The organism is Streptomyces sp. NRRL S-646, from assembly GCF_000720765.1.
Taxonomy (GTDB): Bacteria; Actinomycetota; Actinomycetes; order Streptomycetales; family Streptomycetaceae; genus Streptomyces.
The window spans coordinates 297,205-320,174 of sequence record NZ_JODC01000008.1 but is presented as its reverse complement, the minus strand read 5'-3'; the positions used below and the strand labels follow the sequence as shown (position 1 = coordinate 320,174).

Here is a 22,970-nt window from a genome sequence, read left to right as displayed (position 1 = left end):
ACGGGCGGACAGCGGCGGAGAACGAGCGTTCTCCCCGGGGCTGCTACCGTAGGAGAACGCTCGTTCTCGCGTCAAGAGAGCACGTCAAGGGGAGGTCGTACGCCGCATGGCCGTCATGGACAGTGCAGTCGCCCGGGAACAGGCGCTGGACGCCGCGGAGGAGCTGTTCTACGGGCGGGGCATCCAGTCCGTCGGTATGGACGACATCCGCGGCGCCTCGGGCGTCTCGCTCAAGCGGCTCTACCAGTTGTTCCCGGCGAAGGAGCAGCTGGTGGAGGCATATCTGGAGCGGCGCGACGTGCGCTGGCGCGGCCGGCTAGCCGAGTTCGTGGCGCGGCGCGAGGGGGCCGAGGAGCGGATCCTGGCGGTCTTCGACTGGCTGGAGCTGTGGTTCGGCGAGGACGGCTTCCGCGGGTGTGCGTGGATAAATTCCTACGGTGAGCTGGGCTCCTCCTCGGCCCGGGTGGCGGCCCAGGTACGGGCGCACAAGCGGGCGTTCCGGGAGTATCTCGCCGGGCTGGTGGCGGATGCGAGGCTGCCCGGCGCCCTGGCCGGGCAGCTGTTCCTGCTGGCCGAGGGCGCCATGGTCACCGCCGGGATCACCCGGAGCACCGAGCCCGCCCGAGAGGCGCGCGAGGCGGCACGGCTGCTGCTGGCGGGCTGAGCCCACCGGGCTCGTGGCGGACGCGAGGCGGCACGGCGCCCTGGCCGGGCAACTGTTCCTGCCGGCCGAGGGCGCCATGGTCACCGCCCGGATCACCCAGAGCACCGAGCCCGCCCGACAGGCGCGCGAGGCGGCACGGCTGCTGCTGGCGGGCTGAGCCGCAGGCTCTCAGCCCTCGGCCACGGTGATCGCGCCGACCGGGCAGGCCCGGGCCGCTTCCCGCACCATCGGGTCGCCGCCGCCGTCCTCCCGTCCCGGCAGCAGCGTGCTGAATCCGTCGTCGTCCTGGGTGAAGACGCCCGGCGCGGCCAGGGCGCACTGGCCCGCGCCGATGCAGACGTCCTTGTCGATCTCGATGTGCGTGTCGGTGTGCATGGCCTTGAGCCTCTTACCAGGTCACGGGGAGTTCCAGCATCCCCTGGATCGTGTCGCCGGGTTTGAAGGGGATCTCCTCGGCCGGGGCGGCGAGACGGAGCGTGGGCAGCCGGTCGAAGAGGGTGTGCAGGGCGATCTCCAGCTCGGCGCGGGCCAGGTTCTGGCCGAGGCACTGGTGGATGCCGAAGCCGAACGCGACGTGGTGGCGGGCGGAGCGGTGCCAGTCGAGGGTGTCGGGGGCAGGGTAGACGTCCTCGTCGCGGTTGATGACCGAGGTCGCGAAGACCACGCCGTCGCCCGCCCGGATCGTCGTGCCGCCGGCCTCGATGTCCTCGGTGGCCCGGCGCAGCAGGCCGTCCGCGATCGACAGCATGCGCATCAGCTCCTCGACGGCGCCGGGCACGAGTTCCGCGTTGCCGCGCAGCTCGGCCAGGTGCTCCGGGTGCTGGAGGAGGGTGAAGGTGCCCAGGGAGATCATGTTGGCGGTTGTCTCGTGGCCGGCGACCAGCAGGATGGTCGCGAACGAGATGACCTCCTGGCGGTCGAGCACCCCCTCACGCAGCTGCTGGTGGACGAGTTCGTCCAGCACGCCCTCGCCGGGCTCCGGCTGTTTCAGCTTGGTATCGATCAACTCCTCGAAGTAGGCGTCCAGTTGGCCCCGCGCGTCCTGCACGTCGTCGACCGTGGGGCCGCGCAGCAGCCGGCGTGACTGTCCCTCGAAGAACTCGTGGTCGGTGTACGGGACGCCGAGCAGCGCGCAGATCACCATCGACGGCACGGGCAGCGCGAAGGCGCTCACCAGCTCGGCGGGCGGCCCCTGCTCGATCATCGCGTCGAGCCGCTCGTCCACGATCCGCTGGATCTGCGGCCGCAACTCGACGGCGCGCCGGAGGGTGAAGCTGGGCACCATCATCCGCCGCTGCGTTCGGTGTTTCGGGTCGTCGACGCCGAGCAGCGCGACCCTCCGGTTCTTCACCGCGGCGAACCGCTCGGTCGGCGCCGGGAAGTCGGGATGGGTGCGGTCGGTCGACAGGCGCTGGTCGGAGAGCAGGTCGCGGGCGAGGGCGTGCCCGGTGACGAGCCAGGCCGGGCGGCCGTCGTAGAGCGTGATCCGGCTCAGCGGGCGGGTGGCGCGCAGGGGGTCGTAGGCGGTGGGCGGGTGGTAGGGGCAGGTCCGGTCCTGGGGGAACGCGACGGGTTCCGTTTCCGTCATGGAAGACCTCGCAGACGAAGAGTGCGTCGTGCAGATCTTCATTAGATGCCCGGGGCATCTATGGGACGACGTGAAGTTCGGCCAGATCGGTGGCGCGGGCATTCTGGCCGGGGATGCTCGCTCGTACATCTGGATTCGGCCGGGGCGGGCAATGGCCGCCGCGAAATCCGGCCGTGCCTGCTGCCGTTGCGGGGGCGGCCGGTGACTCCACGGGCGTCGAATGGCGTGATCACGACGCCGACGGGCACTGCGGTATGGATGAATCTTGCGTGCACTGGTGTTGAAGCACGGTGCCAGTCAGCCGCAGAACTCGACGATGGGACGGATGACATGCCTCTTGAGGGCCAGTACGAACCCAGCCCGACGCAGTGGGTACGCGATCAGGTGGAGCTGTACGAGAGCTCCGGCGGCACGAAGGGGACGACGCTGCTGGACACCGGCCTGCCCGTCGTCCTGGTCACGACCCGGGGTGTGAAGAGCGGCAAGATCCGCAAGACGCCTCTGATGCGCGTGGAGCACGAGGGTCGGTACGCCCTGGTCGCCTCGCAGGGCGGCGCGCCCAAGCACCCGGTCTGGTACCACAACGTCAAGGGAGATCCCCGTGTGGAGCTCCAGGACGGGCCGTCCAAGCAGGACATGACGGCCCGTGAGGTCACCGGCGCGGAGAAGGCCGAGTGGTGGGAGCGTGCCGTGGCGGCGTATCCCCCGTATGCCGACTACCAGAAGAAGACGGACCGGCAGATCCCGGTGTTCGTGCTGGAACCGGCCGACGGGGAGCACTGATCCGGGCCGGTTTCGGATGTCCCGGAACCGGGCCCTCCACCAGCCTCCCGACCGGCCCCTGAACCGGGCCGGAGAAAAATCTTCGTTCGAGGACGCATGAACCGGGTGCCGCCGGGCACGCGTGCGTCAGGCCCCGCCGCGCTCCCCCGTCGCGGCGGGGCTTTCTCGTGCCTCACGGGCCGGCCGGTCGGTGATGTCGAGGAAGATCTCGTCGGCCTCGGGCACGGCTTGCGCCAGGGACCGCTTGATCCGGTCGGCGACCTCCTCGACCCGCTCGCTGTCCAGGCCGGGCATCAGGTCGACGCGGGCGGCCACGAGGGCGGTGTCCAGGCCCGTCTTCATCGTGAACAGCGCCTCCACGCTGTCGATCTCCGACTCGGCCTCCAGCAGGTCCTGGATGCGGGCCGCCGTCTCCGGGTCGGCCGCCTCCCCGATCAGCTGGTCGCGGGCCTCACGGCCCAGGTGGTACGCGACGAAGACGAGCAGCGCGCCGATCCCGAGCGAGGCGGACGCCTCCCACACCACCTGACCGGTGACCATGTGCAGGGCCATGCCCGCGGCGGCCAGCGTCACACCGAGCACCGCCGTGCCGTCCTCGGCGACCACCGTGCGCAGCGCCGGGTCGCGCATGCCGGCCATGCCGCCGCCCTGGCGACGCACCTGGTGCAGGGCCCGCAGCAGGGAAACACCCTCGGCGACGAAGGCGACGCCCAGCACGATCAGGCCCGCGACATAGCCGCTCAGTTTTTCCTCAGCACCGTTCTTCAGGGCTTCGGCGCCCTGGAAGAAGGAGAAACAGCCGCCCATGACGAAGATCCCGACGGCTGCCAGGAGCGACCAGAAGAACCGTTCCTTGCCGTAGCCGAAGGGATGCCGCTTGTCGGCCGGGCGGCGGCTGCGGCGCAGCGCGGCCAGCAGGAAGACCTCGTTGAAACTGTCGGCCACCGAGTGCGCCGCCTCCGAGAGCAGCGCCGGTGATCCGGCCACCAGGCCGCCGACGGCCTTGGCCACCGCGATCAGCAGATTGGCGGCCAGCGCCACCAGCACGGTGACGTGTGTCCTGCGGTCCGCCTTGTCGTCAGAGGATGTCGAGGATGTCCCGCTCACCTTCGCCGACTGCCCCTCTCGTGGCGGCTCACACCGCGCAGGCGGAATTCGGGGGAATCGAGGGAATGGGGGGAACCCGGTCACCAGGGGACACGCGACGCAGGGAGGAATCATGGGCGGCGGGGGCAACAGCACCTACGGGCAGACGAGGTTCAAGCGGTCCAAGAGCCACTTCACGGACCGGATCACGGCCGACGGCCGGGACGGGTGGCCGGTGGCGGCGGGCCGTTACCGGCTGGTGGCCGGCCGTGCCTGTCCGTGGGCGAGCCGGGCGCTGGTCTCGCGCCGCCTGCTGGGGCTCGAGGAGGCCCTCTCGCTGGGCATCGCCGACCCGATCCAGGACGACCGCAGCTGGCGCTTCACGCTGGACCCGGACGGCCGCGACCCGGTCCTCGGCATCCGCTTCCTCAGCGAGGCCTACGACCGGCGGGAGACGGGCTACCCGGGCGGCGTGAGCGTGCCCGCGATCGTCGACGTACCGAGCGGGAAGCTGGTCACCAACGACTACCAGCAGCTCACCCTGGACCTGGCCACCGAGTGGCGGGCGCTGCACCGCGACGGGGCGCCCGACCTGTACCCGTACGCCCTGCGCGACGAGATCGACTCGGTGATGGCGGACGTCTACGAGGACGTCAACAACGGCGTGTACCGGGCGGGTTTCGCCACGGACCAGGAGGAGTACGAGGCCGCCTGCGCCGGTGTCTTCCGCCGCCTGGAGCTGCTGACTCCGCGGCTCGCCCGGCAGCGTTATCTCGTCGGCGACACGATCACCGAGGCGGACATCCGGCTGTTCACCACCCTGGTCCGTTTCGACGCCGTCTACCACGGCCACTTCAAGTGCAACCGCTTCAAGCTTGCGGAGAACCCGGTCCTGTGGGCGTACGCCCGCGACCTCTACCAGACGCCCGGCTTCGGTGACACCGTCGACTTCGACCACATCAAACGGCACTACTACCAGGTGCACACGGGCATCAACCCGACCCGGATCGTGCCTCTCGGGCCGGACCTGTCCGGCTGGCTGACGCCTCATCACCGCGAGGAGCTGGCCGGCCGGCCGTTCGGCGACGGGACGCCGCCCGGGCCCGTGCCGGCGGACGAGGAGGTTGCCGCGCCGGGGCGGCCCTGACCGACGAAGGAGACAGACGTGGCCAAGACGAAGAAGAGGAAACTGAAGCTGCCCCTCGCCTACAAGCCCCTGGGGTTCGCCATGGGCTGGGCCAGCGGGGCGATCGCCGGGCTCGCCTTCCGCAAGACGTGGATGGCGCTGCGGCACGAGGAGGACGCGCCCGACGCCCTGGACCGCGACCGCGGCTGGGGAGAGATCCTGCTGGCCGCGGCGGTACAGGGCGCCCTGTTCGCCGTGGTGCGCAGTGCGGTGGACCGCACGGGAGCGAAGGCCATCGAGCGCTCGACGGGCGTCTGGCCGGCGGGCGACCAGGGCGGCCGGGACTAGGCGCTCCGCGGGATGTGCGGCGATGTGGCGTCGATCGTCTGCGGCGCCATCGCGGCTGGTCGCGCCCCCGCGGCGGAGCCGCAAATCGACACCGCCCCACGCCCCTTCAGGGCGCGGGGCGGTCCGCCGGACAGACCCTGAATGTCTCAGCCCTGCTTGGGCGCCGTCGGTGTGACGCGGCGCAGGGTGAAGGAGTGGCCCGCGGGGTCGGCGTAACCGCGTTCCACGAAGGGGCCGGATGCGTCCTTCGTATCCAGGGGGCGCCCGCCGAGCTCGACCACCTTGCGCTCCACCGCGTCCAGGTCCTCCACCATGAAGTCCAGATGGACCTGTAGGGAGTTCTCTGGGCGCGGCCAGCTCGGTGGCGTCGCGTTCACATCGCGGCGGAAGGCCAGCCGGGTGCCGTCGGCGCCCCTGATCTCCACGCGGTTGGCGGTCGCGTCCGTCTCCTCGGCCGCCAGCAGCTCCTTGTAGAACACGGCGAGCTTCTCCGGCTCGAGGCAGTCGAGCACCAGATAGCCCGCTTCCACCAGTGGCATGTCTCCTCCGAACGGTCCGGGGCGCGGGACTTCGTGCCCCGCGGCCCTGTACCTCACGGATATCCCGGTCCGGCGGATTCAGTCGGCGGCCGGCCGCTCCCCCGCCTCGCGTGGGTGTGCCCGGATCTCCGCCAGCCGGGCAGCCGCCGCGCTCAACAGCAGGTCCAGGGCGGCCGGATAGGAGCTGCGGGGCATGTCGGCCACGAGGTGGCGGGCCGTCGCGGCGATGTGCGGGTGCGTGTCGGCGGGCAGCCGTGCGTAGGTGGCACGCCAGACGGCCGCCTCCGCCTCCTGGGCGGCCTTCGGCAGCGCCATGGTCGCCGAGTCGAGGGCGCCGAAGGCGAGGGACTGGTCGACGAAGGCGTGGTAGATCCGCACCGCCTCGGCATCGGGGAAGCCTGTGTCGCGCAGCACGCCGAGGATGGTCTCGACGGCCTGGATCTCGTACGCCCGCCCGGTCACCCGGTACGAGCTCAGGACGGCCGCCCGCGGGTGGGCGAGGGCGCCCGCGTGCATACGCAGGCCGAGGTCGCGCAGGTCGGCGCGCCAGTCCCCGGTGGGCCGCCAGCTGCGCAGGGTACGGCCGATGAGTTCGTCGGCGATGGCGAGCATCAGGTCGTCGGTGTGCCGGAAGTAGCGGTACAGCGAGCTCGGGTCGGCACCGAGGGCGCGGCCGAGGCGGCGGACGGACAGGGCCTCCGCGCCGTGTTCCTCGATCAGCCTGAGCGCCGTGGCGACGATCAGTTCCCCGGAGAGGACGACGCCCTGCTTGGTGGGGCGTCTGCGCTGCCGGGCGGTGGGCGGGACGACGCGCTCGCTCATGGACTGCCTCCCTGTGTCCGGTGCCCGCACCTTATGACAACAGCGTTGACCTGTTAAGTCCCCGGGCAGTTTCATGTGCGTTCACCGGGGCCGACCGGGCCCCCAGGTGCGAGCGGAGACCGGCCATGTCCGACCAGCCCTTCGGTGCAGCCCCACCAGCGCGGCCCGCGCTGCGCAAGTCCCTCGGTGTCCTCGACGGCATCGCCATCGCCGCCTCCAGCACGGCCGCCACCACCAGCATCGGCATCGGCCTGGGCGTCACGGCCGGCGTGGTGGGTCTGCACCTCCCGGCGATCATGCTGCTGGCGTTCCTGCCGGTCCTCGGCATCGCGGGTGCCTTCTCCCGGCTGAACCGGGTGGAACCGAACGCGGGCAACGGCTATGTCTGGGTGGGCCGTTCACTCAGCCCGTGGCTGGGCTTCATGGTCGGCTGGGTGAACATCGTGGCGACGCTGGCGTTCCTCGCGTACACCACCGCGGTGACCGGCTCGGCACTGATCCAGCTCGCCGGGGAGGCCGGGCTGCACCGGCTGGCCGGGCTCGCCCTGGACCCGGACTCGACGGTACAGACGACGGCGGTCGGCATCGTGGTCCTGGTCGCGGTCACCCTCACCGCGGTCACCGGCATCCGGACCGCGGCGCGGCTGCAGACCGGGCTGCTGGTCTTCGAGTACGTCGTCCTGCTCGGGTTCTGCGGATACGGCATCGTCCACGGGCCGCACGCCTTCAGCCTGAGCTGGTTCGACCCGTTCGCCATCCCGTCGGCGTCGGCGCTCGCGCAGGGACTGCTGCTGTCGGTGTTCTGCTACTGGGGCTTCGAGGCCGCGTTCAGCGTCAACGAGGAGGTGCGCGACCCGCGCGACGCCTCCCGCGCCGGGATCATCACGCTGGTCACCATGCTGACCCTCTTCCTGATCGGCTCGGTCGCCTTCCAACGGGTCCTGTCCGAGCCGGAGCTGGCCGGGCACGGCGCCCAGGGGCTGGCGTTCTTCGGGGACCGGCTGGCCTCCCAGCCGCTGGCCGCGCTCCCCCTGGTGGCGCTGATGTTCTCGGCGGTCGCCTCGCTGCAGGCCGGTGTGATTCCGACGGCCCGGGCGATGTTCGCGATGAGCCGGGACCGCACCCTCGGGCCGGTATGGTCCAAGGTCAGCTCCCGGTACGGGACTCCGGCCGCCGGGACGCTGCTCATCGGCGCGCTCGCGACGGTGATCGCGGCCCTCGCCCTGGTCATTCCGCGGCTCGCGGACATGATCATGGCGACGGTGAGCGCGGTGGGCATCGTGGTCGCCCTGTCGTACGCGCTCACGGCCCTGGCGGCAGCCGTGCGCTTCCGCTCGCTGCTGCGCGAGGACCGGCGCCAGGGCGTACGGGCGGTCGTGCTGCCCGCGCTGAGCGCCGTGGCCCTGCTCGGACTCGGCGGCTATCTCGGCTGGTCCTTCTACACCTCCACCGACCATCTCGAACTCCGCGCGGACAACGGCTGGTTCCTGCTCCTGACTCCCATGGCGATGATCACGTCGGGCTTCGTGGCCGCCGCGTGGGCCAAGTGGGTGCGCAGGTCGCCGTACTTCCGCACGGGCGACGGCACGGACGCGGATGCGCCGCAGCTGCTTCCTACGGCCCACTAGGCGCCACGCGGGGTATGCCGTCTTTCGGCTGCGGCAGCACTGTGGCTTGTCGCGCCCACGCGGCGGAGCCGCACATCGATGCAGCCCCGCGCCCCTTTCAGGGGCGCTGCCGAACCCCGCGGAAGTCGCTCGACCTGCTCCTACACTCACCAGGAAAAGGAACATGCACGCAGATCTCCTGTTCACCGGCGGCCCGGTCCTCACCCCCGAGGGCCGCACCGCCACCGCCGTGGCCGTCACCGGCGACCGCATCACCGCCGTCGGGCACGACGAGGTCCACGAACTCGCCGGGCCGCGGACCGAAGTGGTCGACCTGGCCGGGCGGTTGCTGCTGCCGGGCTTCCAGGACGCGCACGTCCATCCGATCCCTGCGGGGCTGGAACTGAGTCAGTGCGATCTGACCGGGGCACGGACCGCGCACGAGACGCTCGCCGCGGTCCGCGCGTATGCCGACGCGCATCCCGAGCGGGAGTGGATCCTCGGTGGCGGCTGGTCCATGGAGGCCTTCGAGGGCGGTACGCCGACGAAGGAACTCCTGGACGCCGTCGTCCCCGACCGGCCGGTCTACCTGCCCAACCGTGACCATCACGGCGCCTGGGTCAACAGCCGTGCCCTCCGGCTGGCGGGCATCGGCCGTGACACTCCGGACCCGGCCGACGGGCGCATCGAGCGGGACGCGGCGGGCGAGCCGAGCGGCACCCTGCAGGAGGGGGCGATGCAGCTCGTCGGGCGGCTGACTCCCCCGGCCACCGCGGCCGACCGGCTGACGGCGCTGCTGCATGCGCAGCGCCATCTGCATGCGCTCGGCATCACGGCCTGGCAGGACGCGCTGGTCGGGGATTTCCTCGGTATGGACGATCCCTCGGGGGCGTATCTGGCGGCCGCGCGGGACGGTTCGCTGACCGCTCGTGTGGTGGGTGCGCTGTGGTGGGACCGCGAGCGCGGGGCCGAGCAGATTCCCGAACTCGTCCAGAAACGGGCCGAGTTGAGCGGCGGCCGGTTCCGGTCCGGCACGGTGAAGCTGATGCTGGACGGGGTCGCCGAGAACGGGACGGCCGCCCTGCTGGATCCCTATCTGGACAAGTGCGGCTGCGCCACCGCCAATCGCGGCAAGAGTTTCATCGACCGCGGTCAACTCCCCAAGTACGTGACCGAGTTGGATGCGCTCGGGTTCCAGTGTCACTTCCATGCGCTGGGCGACCGGGCCGTACGCGATGCCCTGGGCGCCGTCGAGGCGGCGCGCGCCGCGAACGGGCCCAGCGACACCCGGCCGCATCTGGCGCACCTTCAGGTCGTGCACCCCGACGATGTGGCGCGCTTCGCCCGTCTCGACGCGACGGCGAACATCCAGCCGTTGTGGGCCGCGCACGAACCGCAGATGGACGAGCTGACCATTCCCTTCCTGGGGGCCGAACGGACCGCGTGGCAGTACCCGTTCGGTGCGCTGCTGCGCTCCGGGGCCCGGCTCGCGGCGGGCAGCGACTGGCCGGTCAGCAGCCCCGACCCGCTGCAGGGGATCCATGTCGCGGTCAACCGTGTGACACCGGACGGCGACGACGCCCCCGTGTTCCTGCCGGGCGAACGCATCGGCCTCGCCGATGCGTTGGCCGCGTACACCGCGGGATCGGCCCATGTGAACCATCTCGACGACACCGGCCGGATCCAGGTCGGCGCGCTGGCCGATCTGGTGGTCCTGGACCGCGACCCGTTCGACGGGCCGCCCGAGGCGATCGCGCAGACGGGTGTGGCGCTGACCTATGTGGGAGGGGAGGCAGTGTACGCAGCTCATGAGGCATAAGCAGTAACGCACATCACGGCGAGGTCACGCGTAGATCATTTAGGCTCTGGGCAGCCTCGTATCGCTTCTCGGTTCAACTTTCGGCCATAGAAGCTGAGTTCGAGGACACGGGTGGCCATTTCGGCCACCCGTTCGCAGGGCCGGGGGGACTCTGCATCGCCGTCTCCCGGAAGGAACCGCATGCCTCAGGACGCCTCGTTCGACCTCCCCTTCGACACTCCCGTCAGCAGACATCTGGAGTACGCCCAGGAGCGCCCTCTGTGCCGGATCCGGGACATGGCCCTGTCCGGTGGTCGCACTACGCCTGACCGCCCGCGACAGTAGGCGACCCCACTCCCCTCCCTCGGCCGTCAACGCAGCGGCGCCGCCTCTCGCGGTCGTTCGCAGCAGGAGCCCGAGCCGGTCGCATGAGTCCGGCTGTCCGGCGACGCCGTCACGGAAGGCACAGAAAACCCTCTGACACCTCCGGCCGACCACCACGGTCGATCGATTGTTTTGTCATGTCCACAGCTTGATGGGAGACCGGTGTGAAATCTCGAGTCGTAGGTACTGTTCCGCAGGCGTCCGCCGACAGCTTGCTCCCGGCGCAGCCAAGCACCCCGCTCCAGCCCACGGAAGCGGCGAACGCCCTGGCTCGCCTTTTGGAGAAACGCATCAAGGGGAGCACGGAGCAGTACCGAAGGAGCCAGGATGCCGCTCGGCAGCGGCTGGACGCCTTCGGGTCCCCCCACTCCAGTACCGCGCTGCATTTGGAGGGCGCTCTCCATCTGGCGCGGCCCGCCTTCCTCGCGCCCGATGCGGAGGGCTACGCCAGGTTGAGGCACCTCGACACCAGCCTGCGCGTGATAGAAGCGGCCTTCCCCCAGGTCAGCACCGATATCGAGATGTGCCGACTGACCTGCACGATGCTGGAAGGGGCCTGGAGGAGCCGGGCCCTCACCCCGCCGCGCGAGGAGGAGCAGACCACCGCCTGCTCATGCCCGCTGTGCCGTCGGCTGCCCACACCCCCCGCACGCACCCTTGACGACTACCGCTGGCGGCAGAGCGCCGGTCGTCCCCTCACCTCCAAGACCTGGCCGTACCGCCGGGAACTCGACAGCGTCCTGACCGGTGGATGGTCCTGGACCCGGCAGATGAACGACCTCGAATGGGACCTCGGCCACCGCCACCGATTCGAGGACGACATCCTCGTCTTCCACGAATACAAGCGCGTGATCGACACCATCGACACAACGCGCCTCACCCAGCACGTCGAAGAGCGCTTGGCCGAGAACTTCAGCACCAACAGCGCACGGGCCCTGGTCTCCGGACTCTTCGCAGCCCATAAGCGGTCCGTCGACGAGTACTGGCTCCAACAGCACCACGCGGGCAGCGTCGTGCTCCCGCAGACCAGCCCACTCAGCCAGAGCACCTACTCGGCCCTGCAGATGCTGGACTGCCTGTTCTGGCACGTCGCACCCGACACCGAACTCTGGCAGGAGGAGAACCTCGCCTCCCTGCTGCTGTGCCGCGTCATCGACGACATGGCCGACGTCCGAGCCGACGCCCTGACCGGCGAGATCAGCAACTTCTGGCTCGCCGACATGCCCACCCATACCAAGGCCCTCTACGCCGCCTGCGCGATAGCCATCGTCAAGTACGGCTGCACGCCCGAGGCGCACGACCCGATGTGGAACACCTGGCTGATGACCACCACCATCGTCTGGATGGGGCTCACGGGCCGCCACGCCCTGTGGTTCGACGGCATCACCCAGGGCCTCCCTCCGGCCGAGGACTGCCCGCTGTGCGACCTGCAGCCCAACCCGTGCAGCGGCATCCTCACCGACGGCACCACCCTCACGATCGCCCCGCGGCCCACCGTGCCGGCACTCGGCGCCCGGACCGCCGAGCTGTCCGCGCGCTGCCGGGCCCAACACCCGCAGGCGTGGCCCCTCTTCGACGCCGAGCTCCATGCCTTCGAAGCACTGCACGGCCCCTGGCACGGCAACATCGACAGCGCCTGGGAGATCTTGCGCCGCACCTACGTCGCCGCCGTGGAGGCATCCATTGCCGAGCCGTCCCCGGAACGCGCTCGTCAGATCCAACAGGACTCCGGCGTGGTCGGGTCCGAAAGGTTTCACACCTTGCACGACCCTCTGACCGGGAGGGAGGACACCGCCCTGCTCGCCTACATGTTCGGCGGCGCCCACCCGCACTTTCTCTGGAACGCCACGGGATACCGTCCCACGAGCGTCGAGGGCGACTGGCTCGACGGCTGACACGGCGCTGCCCGGCCGGAGGGTTCCGGCCGGGCAGCGGTGGTGTCAGACGGAGAACTCGACCGGCAGGCTGTCGAGCCGGAGCTCCCAGGTGGAGGCGGTCGAGGAGAGTTCCTCCGACGGCACGGCCAGGCGCAGGCCCGGCAGCCGGTGCAGCAGGACGTCCACGCCGATCTCGATGATGGACTGGCCGATGTTCTGCCCCGGGCACTCGTGCGGTCCGGAGCTGAACGCCAGGTGCGACTGGTTGCCCTGCACGGCGACGGCCGAGTCGGGCCGTACCTCCGGGTCGACGTTGCCGGCGGCCAGGCCCAGGACGAGCAGCTCTCCCTCCTGGATGTGATGGCCTCCCAGCTCCAGGTCGGCGGCCGCGAACCGGCCCGGCAGCACGGCCAGCGGCGGGGTGTCCCACATGACCTCCTCCACCACGGAGGAGATGTTCAGCTGCCCGCTGACCAGACCGGACAGCCGGGCAGCGTCGGTGAGGACCAGTTGCAGGACCCGGGCCAGCAGGTTGCTGGTGGTGGTGTGTGCGGCGATCAGCACCAGGCGCAGATGGCTGACGACCTCGTCGTGGTCGAGGCCGGCCGGGTGCTCAAGGAGGGCCGTGGCGAAGTCGGAGCCCGGCTCGGCCCGCTTGCGCTCGGCGAGCTCCGACAGGATCTGCATGATCCGCTCGTTGTGCTCGAGGGCGCCCTCGCCGCCCTTGAAGACCTGGGCACACGACTCGACCAGGCGCAGGCCGTCCGCCGTGGGAAGGCCCAGGATCCGGGTGAGCACGAGCATCGGCAGGTGTTCGGCGTAGTCGGCCACCAGGTCGGCGCGCCCTGCGTCGGCGAACGCGTCGATCTGCTTGTTGGCGAAGTACGTGGCGTGCCGCCGGATGCCGCGACTGGACGCGGCGAGCAGCCCGTCGGTCACCGCGCCGCGCAGTCGGCGGTGCGGTTCGCCGTCCTGGGAGACGCAGTCGGGCCGCCAGCCGACCATCGGGATCAGCGGGTGCGTCTCCGGGATGCGCCCCTCCCGCCAGTCCCGCCAGATCCGCGCGTCCCGGCTGAACTGGCGGGGGTTGTCCAGCACTCGCCGGTTGTCGCGGTAGCCCAGGACCAGCCAGGCGGGGACGTCGCCCTCGAGCAGCACCGGCGCCACCGAGCCGTGCTCCTTGCGCAGCCGCTCGTAGATGCCGTACGGGTCGGTCGACGCCTCCGGCCCGAACAGCCGGGTGAGGTCGGCCCCGTGGGCGACGGGGCACCCGCTCGGGGTGTCGGGATCGTTTAAGGGCTGGGCGCTCATCGGGACTCCATTGCGACGGCGGAGCGGTCCTTCAGGTGCTGGATCAGCGCGACGAGCACGTCACGGCTGGAGGCACGGTCGCGGGCGTCGCAGGCCACGACCGGGATGTGTTCGGGGATGTCCAGGGCGTCGCGGATCTCCTCGACCGGGTAGTCCTTGGAGTCGGGGAAGACGTTCAGGGCGACGACGAACGGGACGTCCTGCCGCTCCATCTCCTCGATGGCCCGGAAGCTGGAGGCCAGGCGCCGTGTGTCGACCAGGACCACCGCGCCGAGGGCGCCCTTGAACAGGCCGTTCCACAGGAACCAGAAGCGCTCCTGGCCGGGGGTGCCGAACAGGTACAGCATCAGGCTGTCGTTGAGGCTGATCTTGCCGAAGTCCAGGCTGACGGTGGTCTCCGTCTTGTCGGCGACGCCGATGAGGTGGTCGACGTCGGCGCTTGCCTGAGTGAGCGTCTCCTCGGTGGTCAACGGCTTGATGTCGCTGACGGAGCGGACCATGGTGGTCTTCCCGGTGCCGAAGCCGCCGGCGATCATCACCTTCACCGAGCGGGTGCCGCCCCCGCCGGGTGAGCCGGGATGGTCAAAGCCTTTCAAGTCCACTGAGTACCTCCTCAAGGAGCGCGAGGTCGGGCCCGCGGCCGGCGTCGTGTGCCGGTATGGGGTCACGGGCTTCGACGCGGCCTGCCTCGAGCAGATCCGCCAGCAGCACCGCAAGAATGTTGAAGGGCAGTCCCAGGTGGGCGCCGAGTTCGGCCACCGACAACGGGTCGCGGCAGCGCCGGAGGATGTCCTCGTGCTCGTGCTGCATACCCGGTGCGGGGGCGGCCAGGGAGACGATGAGGGTCGCCACGTCGAGACTCGACGCCGAACCGCCCGGTCCGCTGCGCCCCCCGGTGAGGACGTAGTAGCGCTCGAGACCGGACGGGTCCGTGGGCCTGCGGGGAGCACTCATCCAGAGTGCTCCTCCAGGCGCGGAGTGGTGCCGAGGAGCTCGCCCATCCTCCGGGCCAGGTCCCTCATCTGGTGTCCGAGCAGCCCCTGGTCGAGGCCTTCGCGGGCCAGGACCCCGAGATACGTCTCCACACCGGCCCGTACGACGAAGAGATGCCCGCCGTCGACCTCGATCATCGCCAGCCGCAGATGCCCCGCGTACCTGGGGAACTGCTCGGCGACCGGCTGGGCCAGCGCCTGCAGGCCGGCCACCACGGCCGCGAACCGGTCCACGTCGTCGGGGTCTTCGGCGCCAAAGGAGGTGATGGCCTTGCCGTCGCTGGAGGCCACGAGGGCGAAGCGGATCTCCGGGATGGACTCCACCAGATCGCGGAGCGCCCAGCTCACGTCGGTTCCCTGTTGCGTCATGTGGACTAGTCGCTCTCTTCAGTGCGGTGCTCGGTGGACCGGCGGCCGAGGGCCACCGTGTCCTCCGTGGTGGACTCCTCGTCTGCCTCGCGGCCGGCGGTGGCAAAGGCAGCCAGGCCGGTGAACGAGGCGTCCGGCGGGACGGCGGAGACCGAGGTCTCGGTGCGGTCGACCGGCTGGTGCCGCGCCGCGCCCTCCTGCTCGTGCCGTTTGCTGCGGCGCCGGGGCAGTCCGCCGGGAGTGGTTTCCACCGCCTCGGAAGGCTCGGCCACCGGCTGGGCGGCCGCGGCCGCCGACACCGGCGCGGCCGCCGCGGGCTGGGCCGCCGGGGTCGACGCAGTGGTCGTGGCAGTCGTCGCAGCAGCCGCGGGGAGCGGGCTGAAGTACTTGTGCGGGACCACTACCACCACCGAAGTACCGAGCCAGGGCGAGTCCGCGAAGGTGACGCGGATGCCGTAGCGGCGGGCGAGGGCGCCCACGACGCGCAGACCGATGTTGGCGTCCTCGGAGATCCCACCGATGCCGGGTCCGGCCGCGGTGCCGGTGAGAGCCTCCTCGGCCTCGCGCTTCTTCTCCTCGTTCAGGCCCTTGCCGGAGTCCTGGATCTCGATGCCGACGCCGTTGGGCACCTCCTTGCCGGATACGAGCACGGGCTCGCTCGGCGGCGAGTAGCGGGCCGCGTTGTCCAGCAGCTGGGCGAAGATCAGCGTGAGGTGGTCCACCAGACCGCCGTCGACGCCGAGTTCGGGCAGATGACGGACCTCGACGCGGTGGAAGTCCTTGATCCGGCCGATGCCGCCGCGCACCACGCTGAGCAGGCGCTGCGGCTCCTGCCACTGCCGGCCCGGCCGGTCCGAGCCGCCGAGCACGCCGATGCTCGCGGCGAGCGAGTCGGCGGGGCCGAGTTCCTGGTCCAGCTCCATCAGCCCGCGGGCGACGGCCGGCAGGCGGCCGTGCTCACCCTGCATCTCGTGCAGCCGGCCGCGGAGCTTGCTGGTCAGCACGTGAATGCGGTTGCCGATGCTGATCACGGCCTGCTCGGCGGTGGTGGAGCGGTTGAACTCCTCCTCGACACCGATCAGGGCAGTGCGCAGCACCTTGCGCAGTTCGGCCTGGAGATCGGCGCTGACCTTGGCGCACTGGCCCGCCTCGGGCAGCAGGTCGTCGATGGCGTCACCGGCACGCAGCTGCTTCAGCGCCTCGGGCAGTTGCTCGTTCGCGAGCCGGGCCACCGCCTGGTGCTGGTGGGCGAGTTGCTCCTGCCAGACCTCGGCCTGGTCGGCGAGCTGGGCCTCGTACGACTTGGCCTGGTCGGCGAGGCGTCCCTCGAAGGCTCGTGCCTGTTCGGCGAGTTGGGCCTCGTATGTCGAGATCTGCTCCGCCAGCTGCGCCTCGTAGGCGCCGGACTGGTCGCCCAGCTGGGCCTCCAGGGCGCCGCGCTCGGCGGCGTACTTCCGCTCCAGGCCCGCGACATGCTGCTGCCACTGCTGCGAGTGCTCGGCCTGCGTGGTGCGGAAGGAGCCCTCGGTGCGGCTCAACTGCGTGCGGGTGCGGATCAGCAGCCGGACGCACACGGCGCTTGCGGCGGTGGCCGCGACGCCCGCGACACCGGCGGCGATTCGCTCGGAGCTCATGAACGTGGCGGCAACTGTCCCGCCTCCTAAGGCCAGCGGCATCAACCACCAGCTGTACCAGGCGACAGGGGCCCGCGCCGCCGGCGGCGGAGTGGCGAGTTCCATCTGCATCCTTAACAAGCAACACGAACGAACAGGGGGGTGTGCAAGGGGGAGCGCACTGTTGCATGAAGCACCACGGGACGACCGATCGCGATCGATTCAACTCGCAGCGCCGCACAGGAGCTTATCGGGTTTGAACCCGAAAGGATCAACCTCGAACAGCTGGCGGAAGTGAGGGTTCCATCACTCTCAGCCAGCAGCCACACATCGACAAATCCCTTTGCGGACCTGCAAACTTGTCATGTGGTGACAATTCACATGCCCATACCTGTCCGCCGCTGATAAGCCCTGACGGATTACTGACGGGTATCGTCGCGCCGTGCCGAAGAGAGCCGCTGTGCCGGTGGATGAGCCGCGCGGTCCGTTCAACGCGCTGCCGGCGGGCCTGCACCACCACCTCAGACCGTTCTTCGCCGACATCACCGAGGAGGTCGTACGGGCGATCAGGACCGGGATCCCCGAGTACGCGCGCCCCGCCGACGACACGTACATGCAGGGTGTGCACCTCGGCGTGGACCATGCACTGCAGGGATTCCTGGAGCGGATGGCGAAGCCGGACACGGACTGGGAGCCGGTGAAGGCGACGTATCAGCGCATCGGCCGCGGTGAGGCCGAGGAGGGGCGCAGCCTCGACTCGTTCCAGTCGGCGCTGCGGCTGGGTGCGCGGGTGACCTGGCGGCGGGTGAACGCGCTGGTGGACGCGGATCTGCTGCCGCGCAATGTGCTGGCGGCCTTCGGTGAGGCGCTGTTCCTGCACCTGGACGAGATGGCGGCCGCGACGACCGCCGGCTACACGGAGGCGCGGCTGCACGCGGCCGGTGAGCTGCAGCAGCGGCGTACGCGGCTGCTCGACCTGCTCACCGCGGATCCGCCCGCCTCCGCAGAGGCCATCGCGGAACTTGCGCACAGTGCACGCTGGCCGGTGCCGCGCGCGCTCGCGGTGGTCGCGGTCGACCAGCGCCCGCAGGCGGGGGCGCAGCCGATCGTGGCGCCGGAGTTCCTCGCCCGTTTCGACGTCCAGCCGGCCGTGCTGGTCGTGCCGGATCCGGAGGGTCCCGGCCGGGCGCGGGCGGTGGCCGGGGCGCTGCACGGACGGCGGGCGGCGATGGGGCCGACGGTGGCCCTGCAGGAGGGTGCGCGATCGCTGCGCTGGGCGTCCGAGGCACTGGACCTGGTGCGGCGGGGCGTGCTCGCGAACACCGAAATGGTGCGCTGCCAGGACCACTTGGCCACGCTGCTGCTCCTGCGCGACGACGCTCTGATCGACGCCATGACCGAGCACCGGCTGCGCCCGTTGGAGCAGGTGCGGCCACCGCAGCGCGAGCGCCTGGCGGAGACCCTGCTCAGCTGGCTGCAGTGCGGCCACAACGCCAGCGAGGTCGCCGTCCGGCTGGCCGTGCACCCCCAGACGGTGCGCTACCGCATGCGCCAGCTGGACGAGCTCTTCGGCTCCCAACTGCACGACCCGGCGGCCCAGTTCGAGATGCAGCTGGCCCTGCGCGCCCTGGAGCTGCGCCGCGGCGCTACAGGGGCTGGCGGAGGGTGACCGTCATGGCGGCGAAGCCGCCCCGCTCGTAGAACCGGATGGCGTCCGTGTTCGCCGCGTAGGCGGTCACCTCGGCGTGCTCGGCTCCCTGCCGCCTGGCCCAGTCCAGGAACTCCTCCACCAGCCGGTCTCCGGCTCGCGCGCGCCGGTGCTCGGGGCGGACATAGATGCTGACCAGGGTCGCGGAGGTGACGGTCCGCTTCTCGGTGGGCCCGGTGACGGATCCCATCAGGTGTCCGACGACCTGCCCGTCGTACTCCACCGCGAGGACGAGGCGCGCCGGGTCCTCCAGGGCCGCGGCGAACGACCGCGCGCCGTGCTCGCGCGGCCAGTCGACGTTCACGCTGCTGTCCCGGGTGCCGCCGTCCTCGGCGAACAACCCGGCGCTGGAGGCGACGAGGCCCGGTATGTCCTTGGCGCGAGCGCGCCGCACGATCACCTGTCGGTCAGTCATGCGCGCAGGCTATCGGCGGGCACCGACAGTGACACTTCCTGGACACCTGTCCCGCTATAGTGGGCACCTGTCCAGGAAGTCGAAACAAGGATGACGGAGCCCTGCAATGGAAACGGTCGCGAACATACTGGTCGGTCTGGTGGCCGCCCTGCACGCCTACATCCTGGTGATGGAGATGTTCCTGTGGCAGAAGAAGCCCGGGCGGGCGCTGCACGGCTTCGACCGGGAGATGGCGCGGGCCACCGCGCCGATGGCCGCCAACCAGGGGCTCTACAACGGCTTTCTCGCGGCCGGTCTGGTCTGGGGCCTGATCGCGGCGGACCCGACCGGCTTCCGCGCCCAGGTGTTCTTCCTGTGCTGCGTCGTCATCGCGGGGGTCTACGGCGCCGTCACGGCCAACCGCCGCATCCTGTTCGCGCAGGCACTGCCCGGCGCGCTCGCCCTGGCCGCCGTACTGATCGCGCAGTGACCCCCCGCGCGCCCCACGACCCGCGGGCCGCGCGCACCCGGGCGCGGCTGCGGGAGGCGCTCCTCGCGGAGTGCGCCGAGCGGCCCCTCGCGGAGGTGGGAGTGGCGGCGCTGGTGCGGCGGGCCGGGGTCGGCCGGGCCACCTTCTACGTCCACTACGACGGTTTGGAGGCGCTGGCGGTCGACGCCTGTGCGGACGTCGTCCGCGAGGCGGTGGAGGCGCTGCACTCCTGGCAGGGCCGCCCGGACCCGGTCCACGCGCCGCCCGCGCTGGCCGAGTTCTTCGCCTCGCTCGCCCCGCACGCCGGGCTGTATCGCGAGCTGCTGACGCCGGGGGGCGGCGGCCCCCTCGGCCGGGTGCTGCACCGGGACCTGCGCGCCTACAGCCTGCGCGAGCGCGAACGGGCGGGCGCGGCGGACGCGCCGCTGGTCGCATCGGCCGTGGCCGCCACCTTCGCGGGCGTGCTGGCCGACTGGCTGCACGGCCTGCTGGAGGGTGACGCGGCTCAAATCGCCGACGAGGTCTGGCAGTTGCTGGTCGCCCTGCACGCGAGCCGGTGACGGCTGCTCACGCGCAGCCCATGCCCGCCTTCACCAGCGGCCAGGCCTCCACCCCGTCGGGCGTGCGCACGTACGCCCTGCCTGGATCGCCGGTCAGCCACAACTGCCGGTCGCGGAAGCGGTATCCGGTGTCGTGGGCGTCGGCGGGCATGCGGACGTCCGAGTCGTACGGGGAGGTGAGCATGGAGTCGGGGAGTACTCCGTCGGGATCGCGGGCGTACAGCCTGCCCTTCTTCCCCTCCCCCAGCGACAGGAAGTGTGCCTTCTGCCAGTCGCAATGGGCCGGGCCGACGCTGCTGTTCACCTCGGTGATCCGCACCCGTTTGCCGTGCCGGTCGGTCCAGATCTCGTACCACTGCCGGTCGGTGAAGCTCGCCGGGAGTTCGGACGGGTCGCAGGAGGCGCTGGTCTCCGGGCCCCAACCCGGCCGGTTCTTCTGGTCCTTGGCGACGACGACGGCGACCTTGGTCCTGTCGGCCACGTCGAAGGAGTACAGGACGCGGTCCTCCTCCTTGCGCTCCACCCGGTAGCCGTAGCGGGGGACGTCGGGTTGCTCGATCTCGAAGTACGCCTTGAGCCCTTCCTCCGGCGTCCTGCCGCCGTCGCCCGTGCTCCAGGGTCGCTGCCGCCGCCGGAGTAGATCTGCCCGTCGCACTCCAGGGCCCGGCCCGCGGCGCCCGACGCGATCCGTACAGCACGAACACCGTCCTCGTCGACATGCTTCACGGGCACGTGCAGCGGCCCGCTGTAGGGCGCCTCGGGGACCGTGCCGTCAACCACGGGATCCTGCGCCTTCTCACCGCCGCACGCCACCGCCGCCGACGCGACCAGCACCGTCGTTGCCACCACTCTTGCGCGCATCCCCCACCCCTTGTTCCGCTCGCGGGCCTACGGTCCTGCGACGCGGCGGTGGTGCGGAACGTTCGCGACTAGCGGGCGGCCGTCTGGAACGTGCGCCGGTAGGCCTGCGGGGAGACGCCGATCGCGGCGTGCAGGTGCTGGCGCAGGGACGCGCCCGTCGCGAAGCCGACGCGGCCGGCGATCTGGTCGACGGACAGGTCGCTGGACTCCAGCAGGTGCCGGGCGCGGATCACGCGCTGCTGGACGATCCAGCGGCCGGGGCTGAGGCCGACCTCCTCGTTGAAACGGCGGGCGAAGGTGCGCAGGCTCATCCGGGCGTGGGCGGCGAGGTCGGACAGGGTGAGCGGTTCGTCGAGGCGTCCGAGGGCCCAGGCGCGGGTGGCGGCGGTGCTCGCGGCCCCGCTCTCCGGGACCGGCTGCTCGATGTACTGGGCCTGACCGCCGTCCCTGAACGGCGGTACGACGCAGCGGCGGGCGACGGCGTTGGCCAGCTCGCTGCCGTGGTCGGTGCGGACGATGTGCAGGCAGACGTCGACGCCGGAGGCGGCACCCGCCGAGGTGAGGATGCGGCCGTCGGCGACGAAGAGGACGTCGGGGTCGAGGTCCACCTGCGGATAGCGCTGCCGGAAGGCGTCGGTCACCTGCCAGTGCGTCGTGGCCCTCCGCCCGTCGAGCAGGCCCGCCGCCGCGAGGACGAAGGCGGCCGTGCAGATGGAGACGATCCGCGCCTCTGGGCGGATGCGGGCGAGGGCGGCGGCGACCTCCGCGGGCAGTTCGGTGGGGATGCGCGAGGGGGTCATGGAGGCGACCACCACCGTGTCGGCCGTGGCCAGGATCTCGGGACCGTGCTCCACACCGATGGTGAAGTCGGCACAGGAGCGTACCGGTTGGCCGTCGACGCTGCAGGTGAGCACCTCGTAGCGGCCGTCGGCGGCGCCGAAGATGCGGCTGGGGATGCCCAGCTCGAAGGGGTACACGCCGTCCAGGGCCAGCACCACGACCCGTTCCATCCGCCGTTCACCAGTCATGGCACGATCTTATCGAAGGTTGGCAATCGTGCCATTTTCTTGCCGGGCGGACCCCGGCAGGCTGGGTGACCATGAGCGATGTGAACACGATGCGAGCCATCAGCCAGGACGTCCTCGGCGGTCCCGAGGTACTGAAGGAAGTGCAGTTGCCGCGGCCCGAGCCACGCACCAACGAGGTGCTGGTCCGCGTGCGCGCCGCCGGCGTCAACCCGACCGACTGGAAGCACCGCGCGAGTGGCGGTTTCCTGGGCCGGCCGCCGTTCGTGCTGGGCTGGGACGTCTCCGGGGTCGTCGAGGCGGTCGGGATCGGCGTGGCCCGGTTCAAGCCCGGCGACGAGGTCTTCGGCATGCTGTCGTACCCGTTCGGCCACGGCTCGCACGCCGAGTACGTCACCGGCCCGGCGCGCTGGTTCGCGCACAAGCCGGCCTCGATCGACCACGTCCAGGCGGGCGCGCTGCCGCTGGTCTCCCTGACCGCGTGGCAGGCCCTGGTGGAGTACGCCGACGTCCAGCCCGGACAACGCGTGCTGATCCATGCGGCGGCCGGCGGGGTCGGGCACGTGGCCGTGCAGATCGCCAAGGCCCGCGGCGCCCATGTGATCGGCACGGCGAGCGCGGGCAAGCACGACTTCCTGCGCGAGATCGGAGTGGACGAGGCGATCGACTACCGGGAGACGGACTTCGCCGAGGCCGTGAAGGACGTGGACGTCGTCCTGGACACGATCGGCGGGGACACCTCGACGGGCTCGCTGCGCGTGCTGCGCCCGGGTGGGATCGTCGTCTCGATCCTGCCCGTCGGTCCGAAGGACTTCGACGAGGAGGCGGAGCGGCTGGGGGTGCGGGCGCTGCGCATGCTGGTGGACGCCTCGCACAGCGGTCTGAAGGCGATCGCGGAGCTGGTGGAGGCGGGGAAGCTGCGCCCCGCCATCGCCGGTACCTTCCCGCTGGCCGATGCCGCCGAGGCACACAGGCTCGGCGACACCGGCCGGACCACGGGAAAGCTGGTCCTGACGGTCGACTGA

Annotated in this window: 25 protein-coding genes and 1 pseudogene; 13 read left to right on the top strand and 13 right to left on the bottom strand. The window is 71.0% G+C overall.

The features are described from left to right. The first annotated feature begins 115 nt into the window (after positions 1-115). Together IH68_RS0121525 and IH68_RS56435 are read left to right on the top strand one after the other, a co-directional pair. Positions 116-664, top strand: coding sequence for a TetR/AcrR family transcriptional regulator (locus tag IH68_RS0121525; protein WP_030937666.1), 549 nt, complete (start codon positions 116-118; stop codon positions 662-664). Positions 665-677: 13 nt separating this feature from the next. Beyond that, complete coding sequence (locus IH68_RS56435; protein ID WP_159403708.1) at positions 678-821, top strand: hypothetical protein; 144 nt, start codon at positions 678-680, stop codon at positions 819-821. Positions 822-832: 11 nt separating this feature from the next. Here IH68_RS56435 and IH68_RS0121515 read toward each other — a convergent pair whose 3' ends face one another. After that, complete coding sequence (locus IH68_RS0121515) at positions 833-1,039, bottom strand: ferredoxin (protein ID WP_030937664.1); 207 nt, start codon at positions 1,037-1,039, stop codon at positions 833-835. A gap of 13 nt (positions 1,040-1,052) precedes the next feature. Then, positions 1,053-2,252: a cytochrome P450 gene (locus tag IH68_RS0121510; RefSeq protein WP_030937652.1), complete on the bottom strand. Its 1,200-nt coding sequence runs from the start codon at positions 2,250-2,252 to the stop codon at positions 1,053-1,055. Positions 2,253-2,582: 330 nt separating this feature from the next. Here IH68_RS0121510 and IH68_RS0121505 point away from each other — a divergent pair, with 330 nt between their 5' ends. Beyond that, entirely contained in the window at positions 2,583-3,035 is a 453-nt protein-coding gene (locus IH68_RS0121505) for a nitroreductase family deazaflavin-dependent oxidoreductase (RefSeq protein ID WP_030937649.1), read from the top strand. A 126-nt stretch (positions 3,036-3,161) separates the two neighbouring features. On the opposite strand, the gene IH68_RS0121500 is transcribed toward IH68_RS0121505, so the two are convergent. Continuing rightward, positions 3,162-4,142 carry a cation diffusion facilitator family transporter gene (locus IH68_RS0121500; RefSeq protein WP_234341475.1) on the bottom strand — a complete coding sequence of 327 codons (981 nt, stop codon included), beginning with the start codon at positions 4,140-4,142 and terminating at the stop codon, positions 3,162-3,164. 112 nt (positions 4,143-4,254) lie between these two features. Here IH68_RS0121500 and IH68_RS0121495 point away from each other — a divergent pair, with 112 nt between their 5' ends. Together IH68_RS0121495 and IH68_RS0121490 are read left to right on the top strand one after the other, a co-directional pair. Next, positions 4,255-5,268, top strand: a complete 1,014-nt coding sequence (locus IH68_RS0121495) for a glutathione S-transferase family protein (protein ID WP_030937644.1) — start codon at positions 4,255-4,257, stop codon at positions 5,266-5,268. 18 nt (positions 5,269-5,286) lie between these two features. Then, complete coding sequence (locus IH68_RS0121490) at positions 5,287-5,595, top strand: DUF4235 domain-containing protein (protein ID WP_030937642.1); 309 nt, start codon at positions 5,287-5,289, stop codon at positions 5,593-5,595. A 146-nt stretch (positions 5,596-5,741) separates the two neighbouring features. Here IH68_RS0121490 and IH68_RS0121485 read toward each other — a convergent pair whose 3' ends face one another. After that, the gene (locus IH68_RS0121485) at positions 5,742-6,134 is read right to left on the bottom strand and encodes a VOC family protein (RefSeq protein WP_030937640.1); all 393 of its coding nucleotides are present in this window, start codon (positions 6,132-6,134) and stop codon (positions 5,742-5,744) included. Between the two features lie 78 nt (positions 6,135-6,212). Continuing rightward, positions 6,213-6,956 carry a TetR/AcrR family transcriptional regulator gene (locus tag IH68_RS0121480; RefSeq protein WP_030937638.1) on the bottom strand — a complete coding sequence of 248 codons (744 nt, stop codon included), beginning with the start codon at positions 6,954-6,956 and terminating at the stop codon, positions 6,213-6,215. A gap of 125 nt (positions 6,957-7,081) precedes the next feature. Here IH68_RS0121480 and IH68_RS0121475 point away from each other — a divergent pair, with 125 nt between their 5' ends. The 4 genes from IH68_RS0121475 to IH68_RS0121460 all read left to right on the top strand — a co-directional run bounded on the left by IH68_RS0121475 (position 7,082) and on the right by IH68_RS0121460 (position 12,640). After that, the gene (locus IH68_RS0121475) at positions 7,082-8,584 is read left to right on the top strand and encodes an APC family permease (RefSeq protein ID WP_030937636.1); all 1,503 of its coding nucleotides are present in this window, start codon (positions 7,082-7,084) and stop codon (positions 8,582-8,584) included. A gap of 163 nt (positions 8,585-8,747) precedes the next feature. After that, positions 8,748-10,382 (top strand): amidohydrolase, encoded by a 1,635-nt coding sequence (locus IH68_RS0121470; RefSeq protein ID WP_030937633.1) that lies wholly within the window; start codon positions 8,748-8,750, stop codon positions 10,380-10,382. Between the two features lie 180 nt (positions 10,383-10,562). Beyond that, complete coding sequence (locus IH68_RS58155; RefSeq protein ID WP_234341468.1) at positions 10,563-10,706, top strand: hypothetical protein; 144 nt, start codon at positions 10,563-10,565, stop codon at positions 10,704-10,706. Between the two features lie 425 nt (positions 10,707-11,131). Next, on the top strand, positions 11,132-12,640 hold the full coding sequence (locus IH68_RS0121460; protein ID WP_030937631.1) for a hypothetical protein: 1,509 nt from the start codon (positions 11,132-11,134) through the stop codon (positions 12,638-12,640). A gap of 45 nt (positions 12,641-12,685) precedes the next feature. On the opposite strand, the gene IH68_RS0121455 is transcribed toward IH68_RS0121460, so the two are convergent. From IH68_RS0121455 to IH68_RS0121435, 5 genes are read right to left on the bottom strand one after another with little or no spacing between them, the layout of a single operon-like run. Continuing rightward, positions 12,686-13,933 carry a cytochrome P450 gene (locus tag IH68_RS0121455; RefSeq protein ID WP_030937630.1) on the bottom strand — a complete coding sequence of 416 codons (1,248 nt, stop codon included), beginning with the start codon at positions 13,931-13,933 and terminating at the stop codon, positions 12,686-12,688. Beyond that, positions 13,930-14,535, bottom strand: a complete 606-nt coding sequence (locus IH68_RS0121450) for a GTP-binding protein (protein WP_030937629.1) — start codon at positions 14,533-14,535, stop codon at positions 13,930-13,932. The genes IH68_RS0121455 and IH68_RS0121450 overlap by 4 nt, the downstream gene beginning before the upstream one ends. Next, positions 14,516-14,887 (bottom strand): DUF742 domain-containing protein, encoded by a 372-nt coding sequence (locus IH68_RS0121445; RefSeq protein WP_030937628.1) that lies wholly within the window; start codon positions 14,885-14,887, stop codon positions 14,516-14,518. The genes IH68_RS0121450 and IH68_RS0121445 overlap by 20 nt, the downstream gene beginning before the upstream one ends. Continuing rightward, positions 14,884-15,294: a roadblock/LC7 domain-containing protein gene (locus IH68_RS0121440; protein WP_030937627.1), complete on the bottom strand. Its 411-nt coding sequence runs from the start codon at positions 15,292-15,294 to the stop codon at positions 14,884-14,886. The genes IH68_RS0121445 and IH68_RS0121440 overlap by 4 nt, the downstream gene beginning before the upstream one ends. 5 nt (positions 15,295-15,299) lie before the next feature. Then, positions 15,300-17,033, bottom strand: coding sequence for an ATP-binding protein (locus tag IH68_RS0121435; RefSeq protein ID WP_037885020.1), 1,734 nt, complete (start codon positions 17,031-17,033; stop codon positions 15,300-15,302). 316 nt (positions 17,034-17,349) lie between these two features. Here IH68_RS0121435 and IH68_RS0121430 point away from each other — a divergent pair, with 316 nt between their 5' ends. Beyond that, a complete protein-coding gene (locus tag IH68_RS0121430) occupies positions 17,350-18,576 on the top strand; it encodes a PucR family transcriptional regulator (protein WP_234341462.1) in 1,227 nt (408 codons plus the stop codon). Here IH68_RS0121430 and IH68_RS0121425 read toward each other — a convergent pair. Further along, complete coding sequence (locus tag IH68_RS0121425) at positions 18,554-19,030, bottom strand: GNAT family N-acetyltransferase (protein WP_030937620.1); 477 nt, start codon at positions 19,028-19,030, stop codon at positions 18,554-18,556. The two genes, IH68_RS0121430 and IH68_RS0121425, sit on opposite strands and share 23 nt — an antisense overlap. 106 nt (positions 19,031-19,136) lie before the next feature. Between IH68_RS0121425 and IH68_RS0121420 the strand changes: the two genes are divergently transcribed. Then, the gene (locus tag IH68_RS0121420; RefSeq protein WP_030937618.1) at positions 19,137-19,499 is read left to right on the top strand and encodes a DUF1304 domain-containing protein; all 363 of its coding nucleotides are present in this window, start codon (positions 19,137-19,139) and stop codon (positions 19,497-19,499) included. Continuing rightward, the gene (locus IH68_RS0121415; RefSeq protein WP_030937617.1) at positions 19,496-20,059 is read left to right on the top strand and encodes a TetR/AcrR family transcriptional regulator; all 564 of its coding nucleotides are present in this window, start codon (positions 19,496-19,498) and stop codon (positions 20,057-20,059) included. Before IH68_RS0121420 ends, IH68_RS0121415 begins: the two co-directional genes overlap by 4 nt. Before the next feature lie 7 nt (positions 20,060-20,066). Here the strand turns inward: IH68_RS0121415 and IH68_RS49995 are convergent. Together IH68_RS49995 and IH68_RS0121405 are read right to left on the bottom strand one after the other, a co-directional pair. Continuing rightward, positions 20,067-20,920: pseudogene (locus tag IH68_RS49995) on the bottom strand (hypothetical protein). A gap of 68 nt (positions 20,921-20,988) precedes the next feature. After that, a complete protein-coding gene (locus IH68_RS0121405) occupies positions 20,989-21,948 on the bottom strand; it encodes a GlxA family transcriptional regulator (RefSeq protein WP_030937616.1) in 960 nt (319 codons plus the stop codon). A 71-nt stretch (positions 21,949-22,019) separates the two neighbouring features. Between IH68_RS0121405 and IH68_RS0121400 the strand changes: the two genes are divergently transcribed. Further along, positions 22,020-22,970: an NADP-dependent oxidoreductase gene (locus IH68_RS0121400; RefSeq protein WP_030937615.1), complete on the top strand. Its 951-nt coding sequence runs from the start codon at positions 22,020-22,022 to the stop codon at positions 22,968-22,970.

What these genes read in the sequence shown, in the direction of transcription:
- IH68_RS0121435 (WP_037885020.1), bottom strand. Translation starts at nt 17,033, where the DNA reads ATGGAACTCGCCACTCCGCCGCCGGCGGCGCGGGCCCCTGTCGCCTGG.
- IH68_RS0121510 (WP_030937652.1), bottom strand. Translation starts at nt 2,252, where the DNA reads ATGACGGAAACGGAACCCGTCGCGTTCCCCCAGGACCGGACCTGCCCC.
- IH68_RS0121440 (WP_030937627.1), bottom strand. Translation starts at nt 15,294, where the DNA reads ATGACGCAACAGGGAACCGACGTGAGCTGGGCGCTCCGCGATCTGGTG.
- IH68_RS0121455 (WP_030937630.1), bottom strand. Translation starts at nt 13,933, where the DNA reads ATGAGCGCCCAGCCCTTAAACGATCCCGACACCCCGAGCGGGTGCCCC.
- IH68_RS0121420 (WP_030937618.1), top strand. Translation starts at nt 19,137, where the DNA reads ATGGAAACGGTCGCGAACATACTGGTCGGTCTGGTGGCCGCCCTGCAC.
- IH68_RS0121445 (WP_030937628.1), bottom strand. Translation starts at nt 14,887, where the DNA reads ATGAGTGCTCCCCGCAGGCCCACGGACCCGTCCGGTCTCGAGCGCTAC.
- IH68_RS0121405 (WP_030937616.1), bottom strand. Translation starts at nt 21,948, where the DNA reads ATGACTGGTGAACGGCGGATGGAACGGGTCGTGGTGCTGGCCCTGGAC.
- IH68_RS0121470 (WP_030937633.1), top strand. Translation starts at nt 8,748, where the DNA reads ATGCACGCAGATCTCCTGTTCACCGGCGGCCCGGTCCTCACCCCCGAG.
- IH68_RS0121480 (WP_030937638.1), bottom strand. Translation starts at nt 6,956, where the DNA reads ATGAGCGAGCGCGTCGTCCCGCCCACCGCCCGGCAGCGCAGACGCCCC.
- IH68_RS0121400 (WP_030937615.1), top strand. Translation starts at nt 22,020, where the DNA reads ATGAGCGATGTGAACACGATGCGAGCCATCAGCCAGGACGTCCTCGGC.
- IH68_RS0121475 (WP_030937636.1), top strand. Translation starts at nt 7,082, where the DNA reads ATGTCCGACCAGCCCTTCGGTGCAGCCCCACCAGCGCGGCCCGCGCTG.
- IH68_RS0121515 (WP_030937664.1), bottom strand. Translation starts at nt 1,039, where the DNA reads ATGCACACCGACACGCACATCGAGATCGACAAGGACGTCTGCATCGGC.
- IH68_RS58155 (WP_234341468.1), top strand. Translation starts at nt 10,563, where the DNA reads ATGCCTCAGGACGCCTCGTTCGACCTCCCCTTCGACACTCCCGTCAGC.
- IH68_RS0121495 (WP_030937644.1), top strand. Translation starts at nt 4,255, where the DNA reads ATGGGCGGCGGGGGCAACAGCACCTACGGGCAGACGAGGTTCAAGCGG.
- IH68_RS0121525 (WP_030937666.1), top strand. Translation starts at nt 116, where the DNA reads ATGGACAGTGCAGTCGCCCGGGAACAGGCGCTGGACGCCGCGGAGGAG.
- IH68_RS0121505 (WP_030937649.1), top strand. Translation starts at nt 2,583, where the DNA reads ATGCCTCTTGAGGGCCAGTACGAACCCAGCCCGACGCAGTGGGTACGC.
- IH68_RS0121425 (WP_030937620.1), bottom strand. Translation starts at nt 19,030, where the DNA reads ATGACTGACCGACAGGTGATCGTGCGGCGCGCTCGCGCCAAGGACATA.
- IH68_RS0121485 (WP_030937640.1), bottom strand. Translation starts at nt 6,134, where the DNA reads ATGCCACTGGTGGAAGCGGGCTATCTGGTGCTCGACTGCCTCGAGCCG.